11 protein-coding genes are annotated in these 10,905 nt (G+C 47.3%); 2 read left to right on the forward strand and 9 right to left on the reverse strand.

The annotated features are described in order from the left end of the window. Positions 1-215 precede the first annotated feature (215 nt). From ACNA7P_RS10430 to mutY, 4 genes are all read right to left on the reverse strand, one after another. Complete coding sequence (locus ACNA7P_RS10430; protein ID WP_416258572.1) at positions 216-1,484, reverse strand: glutamate-5-semialdehyde dehydrogenase; 1,269 nt, start codon at positions 1,482-1,484, stop codon at positions 216-218. Beyond that, a complete protein-coding gene (gene proB, locus ACNA7P_RS10435; protein WP_416258573.1) occupies positions 1,477-2,595 on the reverse strand; it encodes a glutamate 5-kinase in 1,119 nt (372 codons plus the stop codon). The genes ACNA7P_RS10430 and proB overlap by 8 nt, the downstream gene beginning before the upstream one ends. A gap of 209 nt (positions 2,596-2,804) precedes the next feature. Then, the gene (locus tag ACNA7P_RS10440) at positions 2,805-3,077 is read right to left on the reverse strand and encodes an oxidative damage protection protein (RefSeq protein WP_416258580.1); all 273 of its coding nucleotides are present in this window, start codon (positions 3,075-3,077) and stop codon (positions 2,805-2,807) included. 129 nt (positions 3,078-3,206) lie between these two features. After that, positions 3,207-4,262, reverse strand: a complete 1,056-nt coding sequence (gene mutY, locus ACNA7P_RS10445) for an A/G-specific adenine glycosylase (RefSeq protein WP_416258574.1) — start codon at positions 4,260-4,262, stop codon at positions 3,207-3,209. A gap of 159 nt (positions 4,263-4,421) precedes the next feature. Here mutY and trmB point away from each other — a divergent pair, with 159 nt between their 5' ends. After that, positions 4,422-5,141, forward strand: coding sequence for a tRNA (guanosine(46)-N7)-methyltransferase TrmB (trmB, locus tag ACNA7P_RS10450; protein WP_416258581.1), 720 nt, complete (start codon positions 4,422-4,424; stop codon positions 5,139-5,141). 14 nt (positions 5,142-5,155) lie between these two features. Here the strand turns inward: trmB and hemW are convergent, their stop codons facing one another. Further along, positions 5,156-6,313, reverse strand: a complete 1,158-nt coding sequence (gene hemW, locus ACNA7P_RS10455; RefSeq protein ID WP_416258582.1) for a radical SAM family heme chaperone HemW — start codon at positions 6,311-6,313, stop codon at positions 5,156-5,158. Between the two features lie 44 nt (positions 6,314-6,357). Continuing rightward, positions 6,358-7,014, reverse strand: coding sequence for an RdgB/HAM1 family non-canonical purine NTP pyrophosphatase (gene rdgB / locus ACNA7P_RS10460; RefSeq protein ID WP_416258575.1), 657 nt, complete (start codon positions 7,012-7,014; stop codon positions 6,358-6,360). 150 nt (positions 7,015-7,164) lie between these two features. On the opposite strand from rdgB, the gene ACNA7P_RS10465 reads away from it, so the two are divergent. Then, a complete protein-coding gene (locus tag ACNA7P_RS10465; protein WP_416258576.1) occupies positions 7,165-8,889 on the forward strand; it encodes a potassium/proton antiporter in 1,725 nt (574 codons plus the stop codon). Between the two features lie 82 nt (positions 8,890-8,971). Here the strand turns inward: ACNA7P_RS10465 and ACNA7P_RS10470 are convergent, their stop codons facing one another. The 3 genes from ACNA7P_RS10470 to proC all read right to left on the reverse strand — a co-directional run. Then, positions 8,972-9,460 carry a DUF4426 domain-containing protein gene (locus ACNA7P_RS10470; protein WP_416258577.1) on the reverse strand — a complete coding sequence of 163 codons (489 nt, stop codon included), beginning with the start codon at positions 9,458-9,460 and terminating at the stop codon, positions 8,972-8,974. 16 nt (positions 9,461-9,476) lie between these two features. Then, positions 9,477-10,007: a YggT family protein gene (locus ACNA7P_RS10475; RefSeq protein ID WP_416258578.1), complete on the reverse strand. Its 531-nt coding sequence runs from the start codon at positions 10,005-10,007 to the stop codon at positions 9,477-9,479. A 70-nt stretch (positions 10,008-10,077) separates the two neighbouring features. Continuing rightward, positions 10,078-10,905 (reverse strand): pyrroline-5-carboxylate reductase (proC, locus tag ACNA7P_RS10480; protein ID WP_416258579.1); only part of this gene is annotated, 828 nt, incomplete at its 5' end.

The raw sequence follows: 10,905 nt of genomic DNA on the forward strand, positions 1-10,905 counted from the left end.
CCGGAGGCGGAATCGAACCACCGACACGAGGATTTTCAATCCTCTGCTCTACCGACTGAGCTATCCGGGCATGCCGTGCATCTTTCGATGCGGCGGGTATTAAACTCGTTTTGCGGTTGGGTGTCAAGGTTGCGGTAGTATTTTCTCGAAAGTTCTACCGCAACACTTGTTTTTAGTGTTCCGCAAACCTGAGGCTGATGCCTTCGGTTGTTTGTTTATGGCCGTATTTGGCCATTACCCGTAACTACAAACTTCTCGGTAGTTAAAGATTGCAAACCCATAGGGCCATATGCGTGTAGCTTTGAAGTTGAGATGCCAATTTCCGCACCGAGGCCAAGCTGGCCGCCATCAGAGAACCGCGAGGATGTGTTCCACATGGTTACGGCTGAATCGATATCGGCAATAAATTTACGCGCGGTGGTTTCGTTCTCGGTGCAAATCACATCGGTATGGCCACTTGAGAACTGGTGTAAATGCTCAACTGCATGGCTGTAATCATTTACTTTGCGCACCGCGATTTCTAGCGCTAAGTACTCTTCACCAAAGGCATTATCGGCAATGTGCTCAGCACCATCGAAATGCTCTAAAGAACCCGAGCAGGCGTGAATTTTAACGTTCTTTTCAGCTAGTGCTTTGGCCGCCATTGGTAAGAATTTATCAGCTACTTCGCTATGCACCAACACTGCTTCAAGAGCGTTACATACACCTGTACGTTGGGTTTTGCCATTCAGCAATAACGCCAAGGCTTTATCTAGGTCTGCGTCTTTATCTACGTATAGATGGCAAACACCTTTGTAGTGCTGAATAACCGGAATTTTGCTGTTATCGCTTACATAGTGAATAAGCCCTTCGCCGCCACGTGGAATTACTAAATCAATGTAATCGCTTTGCTTTAGCAACTCGGCCATTAAATCGCGATCTGGTGTAGGTACCACGGTTACTACGTCTTTGGGTAAGCCGCTCGCTTCAATAGCGCTATGCATTGCTTCGGCGATTACTTTACTGGTACCTATTGCTTCTCGTCCACACCGTAAAATTACTGCGTTACCAGATTTAAAGCATAGGGCACCTGCATCGGCGGTAACGTTCGGGCGCGCTTCATAAATCATACAAATAACGCCAAGCGGGATACGCATCTTATCAATGCGCATGCCATTTGGGCGTTCCTCAAGCAGGTAGCTTTCACCTACTGGATCGGGCAGGGCGATGATTTCTTCAATCGCTTTTGCCATATCCTCAATCCGTTCTGCATTTAAGGCGAGGCGGTCCATCATTGCCGCATCAAGGCCTTTTTCTTCGCCAGCACGCAAATCTGCGGCGTTGGCTAATAGAATCTTTTCTTGGTGAGCACGAATGCTATCTGCCATACGTTGTAGCGCAGCATTCTTATCTTCAGTAGATAAGGTAGCAATGGAGCGAGCTGCTTTCGCAGCGCGCTGAGAAATTTCGGTAGCCAATTCTTTGTTAGTTTCTGTATTAGTCATTTTTTCTCCATAACATTAAATCGTCGCGATGAATTACTTCGCTGATAGGGCTATACCCATATGCTTCAGCGATGGCACTGCCTGATTGCCCTTTAATATGAATTAATTCATGGGAGCTGTAACGGCAAATGCCTTTGGCGATCGTTTCCATGTTTTCTGCGCTCCGGATGAGCACTGCATCGCCGCGATCAAAGTTACCTTCGATGCCCACGATACCCGAGGTTAGTAATGATTCGCCTTCGTTACGAAGTGCATCTACAGCACCGGAATCAACTAGAATTTCGCCTTGCGCAATTAGCGTGTGGCGTAACCAATGCTTTTTATTACTTAACGGGTTTTCTTTTGCTTTAAATAGCGTGCCAGGGTTTTCGTTACGAAGTAACACTTCGAATTTACTGCCCTTACGGCCATTTAATATGTAAGTGTCTATGCCATGAGCGGTTGCTTTCTCGGCAGCCTCAACCTTAGTTCGCATTCCACCAGTACCTACGGCACTTGCAGAACCCCCGGCCAGGGCATAAATACTCTGATCGATTTCATCAACTACTGGAAGTAGGGTGGCATCTTTATTTTTGTTCGGATCTTTATCGAATAAACCATCAATATCGGAACAAATAAAGAGTGCATCGGCATCAACAACAGTAGCAACCATGGCCGCTAAATTATCGTTATCGCCTACTTTTAAATCATCGGTGGCTAACGCATCGTTTTCATTGGCTATGGGCATAATGCCATGCTCGAGTAATGCGTTTACGGTATTGCGAATGCTGATGTAACGTTCCCGCTCACGAAGATCATCGTGGGTCATGAGTACTTGGGCACAGGGGAAATCAAAAAAGCGTGACCAGCTTTCCATAACTTGGGTTTGCCCTACTGCGGCCATAGCCTTTTTGAGCACAACCGGGGCGTTGTTACCTTCAACGTTGAAATGATGTCGGCCTGCTGCAACGGATCCAGAAGACACCAGGACAATTTCTTGTCCGCGCTCACGGCATTCATTAATGAAGCGAGCGATGGCTAAAAGATATTTTGAACTGCATCCGTTACCATCTGGCGCGATAAGAGCACTGCCAACTTTAATTACTGCTCTTCGCCAGGCTGGAATTTTCATGTGAACTCCCTACTGAACTAACGAACCGCTAGCTTAACACAGAAGCACTTTTGTCTCCACCGAGCCCGTGGTTAAAGGGCTGTAAATGGCATTTCGGTTGCTTATGGGAGGTATTCACAATGCTTTTACTATGCATAGGATGGCTATGATATGTAGTTGGGGTGAATTGCATAATTATTCACGCCAACTACAGAAATGCGCAGACCTAGTTATTTTTCCGGAGGCACGTAACCTTCGATTTCTACATCTTTACCTGCAAAAAGAAAGCCTTCCATTTGCTCTTCTAAAAAAGCGCGTGATGTAGGATCCATCAAGTTTAAGCGCTTTTCATTAATTAGCATGGTTTGTTTTTTTTGCCATTCTGCCCAAGCTTGCTTGGAGATATTGTTAAAAATACGCTCGCCAAGCTCACCCGGATACAGCTGAAAATCCAATCCTTCAGCTTCTTTTTTTAAGTAGCTACAAAACACAGTGCGGGCCATTTGCTTCTCCAATCCAGGCAATAAATAATTAGCGCGAATACTAGCACAGCCTAGCCATGGCGCAAATTCTCTGAACATATGTATTTAAAGCCCAAGTATTTAAAGACCAAGTATTGAAAGCAAGGGTAGTTAGCCGTTGCCATCTTCCCGCAGCAGTTTATTTAATAGCTTTAACATCGGTGCAGGTAAGCCAAATTCGTGGATATTCTGCAAATTGATATGCGCGCACTGGTAGTGGTTACTTGCTTCTTTTAGCTCGCTGCCTATTAGTTCACTCCGGATGGCCGCATCAGCTTCTGGTTGCCACACTTTCGCGTTTAACTTGTAATGGCTAAAGGTGTGTTTGAAGGTGGCAACTAATGTTGCTGCTGCGGGCGCCTCAGAAACTTCAGGCAAACACCACAGTGAGGCCCAAATTCCCGTATCGGGCCGCTTGCTTAGCATTACATTGGCTTTGTTTGCTAGCCACAAGAAGTGGCCGGTTTTTGTAGGTAGCGTTTTCTTTAATTTTGCCGTAGGCAGTTCGCCAACACGGTTTTGCGTGTAGGCTGCGCAGGCGTGATTGAATGGGCAGCGCGGGCACTCCGGATTTCTCGGCTTACACAACGTAGCGCCCAAATCGAGTAGGCCTTGTGCAAAGTGACGATTATTGTGCTCAGGTGTTAAACGCTCGGCTTGTTGCCAGAGCGCTTTGTTCACAGCAGCGGCGGTAGGCTGGCCTTCGATAGCGAAAAGCCGACAAAATAAACGACGTACGTTGCCATCTACTATAGGCCCGTAGTTATCGTAGGCAAATGAGCGAATAGCGCCTGCGGTATATCTGCCTACACCCGGTATCATTTCTAATTGTTTTAGTTCGCGAGGAAATTCACCCCCCAGTTCATGTTCGATATAGCGAGCCGCTTTCTGTAAATTCCGTGCCCGCGAGTAATATCCTAATCCTTGCCAAAGCGCCATCACTTGGTCTTCACTGGCGTTTGCTAGTGCACTAATGTTTGGGAATGCTTGCATCCAGCGTTGGAAGTACGGAATCACCGTAACCACTTGGGTTTGTTGCAGCATGATCTCGCTTACCAGTACGCGATAGGGTGTAGCCGGTTGTTGCCATGGCAGATCATGGCGGCCGTGCTGTTGCTGCCACTTTAATACGGTGGCGACAAAATCTTTAGGCGCGATATGCTGCATATGGGAGTTTTGCATGGGCGGTTACAAGTGGTTACTTATTGGTATTAGTGAATGGGAATTGGGCTGCTTAAATGAGCGAAATAATTGTATACTATGCGCCAATAGATATGCGAGGTATAAATGACTAAGGCACAAGATCAAGAATTAGCTACAAACAACATAGCTGATTCTGCGCAAACAAACGAACCGCGAACTAGCGAAGGTAGATATATGCGCCAAGTGCGCAGCTTTGTACGCCGTGAAGGGCGGCTAACAAAGGGCCAAGCTGGCGCATTAGAGCGGCAATGGCCAACCATGGGTATTGAGTTTGATGGTGAACAGCTCGATTTTGTGGCTATTTTTGGTAACACGAATCCGGTAGTTCTTGAAATCGGCTTTGGCATGGGTAAATCGTTAGTAGCAATGGGCAAAGCGGCGCCAGAAACGAATTTTATTGGTGTGGAAGTGCACACGCCTGGAGTGGGTGCTTGCTTACTTGAAGCCGAGCAACAAGATGTAACGAACTTGCGCGTGATTGAGCATGATGCAGTGGTGGTGCTGAAAGAATGGATCGCAGAGCACAGTTTAGATGGTGTGCAAATTTTCTTTCCAGACCCGTGGCATAAAAAACGCCACCATAAACGCCGCTTAATTCAGGCAGATTTTGTAGCCTTATTACGTAGCAAACTTAAAGAGGGCGGTGTGTTGCACCTGGCTACGGATTGGGAGAACTACGCTGAACATATGCTAGAAATAATGAATGTGGCACCTGGTTATGCAAATCAAGCCGCAGATGGCAGCTATATTCCTCGCCCAGAAGAGCGGCCGCTTACTAAATTTGAACAGCGTGGCCAGCGCCTTGGCCACGGTGTATGGGATATGAAATACACCGCGATTTAGCAGTGCTTGCTTCTTTATTCATCCTCGAGCAAATCAGCCAGTACTTGGTTCAGATATAAGCGGCCAGTGGCGCTAGTTTGCCAGTGGCTACTGGTACTAGTGCCGCTACTGATAATAAAGCCTTTGGCAATCGCATCTGCCAGCGCGCTTTCAGCCTGCTCGAGTGGCAACCCTGTATAAGCGGTGAACTCTTGCTTCGGCACGGGCTCGAGCAAGCGTAACCGGTTCATGAAGTACTCGAAGGTACGCTCACTAGCCGATACTTGCCATTGCCGGTTGGTATAATTGCGCGTTAAATCAAGATAGCCACGCGGATGTTTTACCTTTTCTGTGCGCACAATCTGTGCCTGCTCGGGCAAGGTTATTTTACCGTGGGCGCCACAGCCAATACCTAAATAATCACCGAACCGCCAATAGTTTAAATTGTGCTGGCCGCGATGGCCGGGCTGGCCATACGCACTTACTTCATATTGCTCGTAACCTGCGGCCGCGAGGCGCAAGTGGCCCTGTTCGTATATTTCCCAGAGCACATCGTCATTCGGTAATATGGGCGGTTTACTGGCGAACATGGTGTTCGGTTCGATGGTAAGTTGATACCAAGAAATATGCGGTGGTTTAAGCGCAATAATTCCTTCTAAATCAGCCATGGCGCTGGCTAATGTTTGTTGCGGCAAGCCGTGCATTAAATCCAAGTTAAAACTTGTTAACGGCAAGGTGCTTGCATGCTCCGCGGCAGTTTGTGCTTGTTGTGGGTTATGAATGCGCCCCAAGCGTTGTAGTTGCTGCGCTTGTAAACTTTGCACTCCGATGGATAAGCGATTTACGCCTGCAGCAGCAAAGCCCGCGAAGCGCTCTGTTTCGAACGTGCCGGGGTTTGCCTCTAAGGTGATTTCAATGGTTTCGTGAAATGGAATGCGTTGTTTAATTTCTTGTAGTAACCGCCGGATACCAGCGGCAGAGAATAAGCTAGGCGTGCCGCCACCAATAAAGATAGACACCAGCTTGCGGCCCTGTACAAAGTGCAAATCCGCATCAAGATCATCCAGTAAGCAGGCAATATATTGTTGCTCAGGAATTACTTCTGGCTGGGCATGGGAATTGAAATCGCAATACGGACACTTCTGAACGCACCAAGGAATATGCACATATAGGCTTAACGGTGGCAACTGCAATGGCACTGTTGCTGCTGCGTGCGAGCTTGGGAGCTGATGATTACTCATGCAGAGCCTGCCAGTTGCTTTACCAATAACTGTAATGCTTGCGCGCGATGGCTAAGTTTTTGTTTATCAGCCTTACTCAGCTCTGCTGAAGTACAGTTGCGCTCCGGTACCCAAAAAATAGGATCGTAACCAAAACCTTCAGTTCCAGCGGGTTGTTCGGTGATAAAGCCGCGCCAACGGCCATGGCAAATAAGTGGGGTAGGATCGTTAGCGGATTGCATTAATACTAATACGCAATGAAACTCTGCTCCACGTTGTTCCATGGGCACACCAGCTAATGCTGCTAATAGCTTGGCAATATTAGCACTATCTTTGCTCAGAGCCTCGCCGGCACTGTTGTAGCGATTAAAATCTATCCCATCATCCATATCGGCGTAGCGGGCAGAATAAATGCCCGGCGCTCCGCCAAGAATATCCACCGCTAGGCCAGAATCGTCGGCTAGGGCAGGCTTACCGGTGCTGGCACAGGCATGGCGCGCTTTGATAATGGCGTTTTCAATAAAGGTAAGGCCGGTTTCATCTGCATCACTTACGCCCAACTCAGTTTGCGGCGTGATTTGCCACCCAAGAGGCACCAATAACCCACTGAGTTCTTTCACTTTACCGGGGTTGCCGGTGGCAAGAATGATTTGCTGTGCAGAAGGGGTAACCATACATCAACCTTTATGTTTGTGCGGATAGTGCGGAGAACGAGTAAATGCGAAACCGCATTATAGCGCACTTCATTCGCTGTGCTATCATCGAAACAGAAAGCGAAAACGGAAAGCGAAAGCTGAAAACGGTAAAGGAGTTTGTTCTTTCTAATGGAAGCTGTAAACCTACTTATTTTAATTGCTGGCGCATTATTAGTGATCAGTATACTCGCTGTGCAGTTTTCAGTGCGCATTGGCGCACCTTTACTACTGGTGTTTTTAAGCGTTGGTATGCTAGCTGGCGATGAAGGTTTATTAGGTTTGCAATTTGATAATCCGGATGCGGCATTACTGATTGGTTCTGTGGCGCTAGTAATTATCCTCTTTGATGGTGGTTTACGTACCCACCCAGAACGCTTTCGGGTTGCACTTGGGCCTGCTGCAATGTTGTCTTCGCTCGGAGTGCTGATTACTTGCTTGATTACTGGTATCAGTGCGGCGTATTTATTTGGCTTTTCTTGGATAGAAGGCCTGTTGCTTGGTGCCATCCTCGGTTCTACCGATGCAGCCGCTGTATTTTCTATTTTCCAATCGCAAAAGCTGCGAATTAAAGAGCGGGTAGCCGCTACCTTAGAAATTGAATCGGGTAGTAATGATCCCATGGCCGTTATGCTTACCGTTACGCTGGTAAGTGTTCTAGCTCAGCCTGATGTGCCCACCAACGCCGGGGTGATATTGTTGTTTGTGCAGCAAGCCCTTGTTGGAGGCATTGTGGGTTGGTTAAGTGGCCGCATTTTTGTGTGGGGTTGTAAGCACTTAGAGCTGCACGTTTCATTTTTTCCGCTGTTAGCAGTAGCTGGCGCGGTACTGGTATTCGGCTTAACAGCGCAACTGGGCGGTAGTGGTTTCTTAGCGGTTTACCTGATGGGCTATGTAGTGGGTAATGCGCGTTTGCCGCAAGTTATGCATATTTTGCGCGTACACGATGGGCTAGCTTGGCTTTCGCAAATAGTGATGTTCTTAATGCTCGGTTTGTTAATGACGCCTTCTTCTACCCTAGATATTTTGGTGCCAGCTTTAATTCTTGCGGTAGTGCTAATTTTTGTTGCCCGGCCGTTGGCTGTGTTTATCAGCTTAGCGCCATTCCGCTTTCCATGGCGCGATCAAATCTTTATTAGTTGGGTGGGGCTGCGCGGTGCAGTACCGATCGTGTTGGCACTGTTTCCATGGATCGCTGGCTTAGAGAACCAACAACTGTATTTTGAAATTGCCTTCGTAGTGGTGTTGGTATCGTTGGTTGTGCAAGGGTGGAGTATTACTTGGATAGCTCGCAAGCTGGGTTTAGAAATTCCGCCTGAGCCTGAACCGGAGTTCCGTATGCCGCTCGATAGCATTCATTCGAAGCAAGTGCTGGAAGTTGTGGTGTATGAAATTACCGACGATTCCGCGGCTGCCGAGCATCATTGGAGTGAAATTAATTTATCCCAGCCGGCCGATTTTGTGGGGCTGATTCGCGATGGCGTTTGGCTGCGCGCAAATACGAATCCGAAACTGCAGGCTGGCGATTCGCTGATGGTGTTAGCGGCTGCAGATGATGTAAGCAGAATTAGTGAAGTGCTTGCTTCCACCGGAACTAGTAAGCGTATAAACCGGAAATCTTTCTTTGGTGATTTCGTGTTGAATGCGGATGTAACCTTGGGGGATTTGGCGAGCTTCTATGTATTGCCAGAAGAAGGCGGTGAGGATCTGAATACTAAGGTAAGTGATATCTTCTTGCGCCGCTTCCATCGCCGAGTAGTGGTTGGCGATCACGTAGTAATGGGGAATTTAATGTTTACTGCTCGAGAAGTAGCCGATGACGGGACAATTTTGAAAGTAGGAGTGAAACCCCAGTAAGCCGAATTGATGAAGTTATAGGGAATGAGCCAGAGAAATTAAAGATGCCGCTCTACTTAAAGTAAGTACAGCGGCATTCTTTTTAGCGATAAAATGTATGGGTGAAACGTAATTCTTCGCTGCGATTGCCTTGGGTGATAGTGATAAAGAAGCGCAATCGATCTTCGTTTTCATGGCCAACTTCTGCGATGTAATAAATTGCAGGCTCTTCTACAAAACGCCGAAACTGGAGATTAATTCGTTGGCCCACGCTATTTAGTGCATAACCTTGCAACGCTACGCGCTGCGCAGGCTTATCTTCCCGCGCGGTATCAAGCACGGAAATATTGATTAAGCCACGCGCACCCGAGCGCCGGATATTGTAGCGGCTGGCAATTTCAGGTTGTAGCATCGTGCTTGGAAACGCAATGTAATGCACTTCCCAATTATCGAAGCGGGTGAACTGGCCACCCTGTGCTTCTTCTGCTTGCCCAGTTTGAGCTGCGTTTGCTGCACTTGCCACAGTGAAACTAGAGGCTAGAACACTGGCTACCACCAAGATACTCGCGCCGATAAGTTTGCTGAATCGCATTGCTAAACTCCTTTGGTTAACTAATGCTGATTTGTATGAAGCGCACAATCAGAATCAGTACGAGAACAGATAAATCAAGGCCACCGATGGGTGGAATGATGCGGCGTATTGGCGCTAACATCGGTTCCGTAAGTTGCGCTAACACGAATTCAAGTGGATGACGCCCTTGGCTGAACCAACTCATGATGGCGCGAATCAACAACACCCAGAAAATGATACTGAGAGTGGTTACCACCACATCATGCACCGCAGCAATTAATAGCTCCATTACGCCATACGGAAAGCCACCCACTTGTAAGCGCACAATCAAGTATATTTTTAGCGCTGATAGAGCTGCCGCCAAAAAGGCTGCTGCGATATCGAAGCGACCAAGGGTAGGGAATACTCTGCGCAGTGGGTCTAGCACCGGCCCAGTTATTTTTACGATAAACTGCGAAAACGGATTAAAGTAATCTACTTGCGCCAATTGCATCCATAAACGAAGAATTACCGCCATGATATAAAACCCAAACGCGGTAGTGATTAAAAATTGCGCGCCATTCCCCATTTCTTTTCCTTAATCGTAATTGGCTGCTCGCTAGTGCGCAGCGCCGTGGTTATGTATATAAAAGCTAAATTTAAAACAATTTCGCCATTTCTTGATTGCGAGCTACCGCCGCGTTCACTGCGCGTTGAGATATTTTACCAAGTTCGGCTTGCTGATACACCTCAACGCCTTTGGCAGTAGAACCACCTTTACTGGTAACTTGCTTGCGTAAATCAATTAACGATAAATCACTTTCGGATGCCATTTTGGCGGCACCTAAGCAGGTTTGCTGCACCATTGCTCTAGCTTGCTCGCTATCAATACCGAGTTCTTCTGCCGCGCGCTGTAGAGTATGCATAAACTCAAAGAAATATGCTGGCCCACTTCCTGCTACAGCGCCAAGAACATCAATAGCATCCTCTTCTTCGAGCCATATGGTAATGCCTACAAAATCAAATACGCGGGTTACAAAATCGCGATCAGTTTTACTTACGTTGGCATCAGCAACTAAACCGGAAACGCCTTCGCCTACCAGTGAAGGCGTGTTTGGCATTACTCGCACCAAAGCAATGTTATTACCAAAGTATTCGTAATAGCTATCCATGCGCAAACCGGCAGCAATAGTAATAATTAGCTTACTCTCCCAACCTTGTACATTAGCTTTTAAATCTTCGCATACTTCACGCATTAACTGTGGCTTTACGGAGAGTACAATTACATCGGCTTTACGAGCAATTTCGTGATTATCTTGGCTGGTATAAATACCGTATTTCTCTTTCAGCATATCTAGTTTTGGGCGGCTAGGGTTACTCACAATAACGGAGCTGGCTGGGTAGCCTCCTTTAATCATTCCGCCGAGAATGCTTTGCGGCATATTTCCGGCACCGATAAAACCAATTGTGCGGATATCGTTGCTCAT

This window comes from Aliidiomarina sp. (genome assembly GCF_047920995.1).
Lineage (GTDB): Bacteria > Pseudomonadota > Gammaproteobacteria > Enterobacterales > Alteromonadaceae > Aliidiomarina.

Bases quoted from the DNA above. Each gene is read 5' to 3' on its own strand.
- proB (WP_416258573.1), bottom strand. From the start codon at position 2,595: ATGAAAATTCCAGCCTGGCGAAGAGCAGTAATTAAAGTTGGCAGTGCT.
- ACNA7P_RS10475 (WP_416258578.1), bottom strand. From the start codon at position 10,007: ATGGGGAATGGCGCGCAATTTTTAATCACTACCGCGTTTGGGTTTTAT.
- mutY (WP_416258574.1), bottom strand. From the start codon at position 4,262: ATGCAGCATATCGCGCCTAAAGATTTTGTCGCCACCGTATTAAAGTGG.
- ACNA7P_RS10470 (WP_416258577.1), bottom strand. From the start codon at position 9,460: ATGCGATTCAGCAAACTTATCGGCGCGAGTATCTTGGTGGTAGCCAGT.
- ACNA7P_RS10440 (WP_416258580.1), bottom strand. From the start codon at position 3,077: ATGGCCCGCACTGTGTTTTGTAGCTACTTAAAAAAAGAAGCTGAAGGA.
- ACNA7P_RS10465 (WP_416258576.1), top strand. From the start codon at position 7,165: ATGGAAGCTGTAAACCTACTTATTTTAATTGCTGGCGCATTATTAGTG.
- ACNA7P_RS10430 (WP_416258572.1), bottom strand. From the start codon at position 1,484: ATGACTAATACAGAAACTAACAAAGAATTGGCTACCGAAATTTCTCAG.
- rdgB (WP_416258575.1), bottom strand. From the start codon at position 7,014: ATGGTTACCCCTTCTGCACAGCAAATCATTCTTGCCACCGGCAACCCC.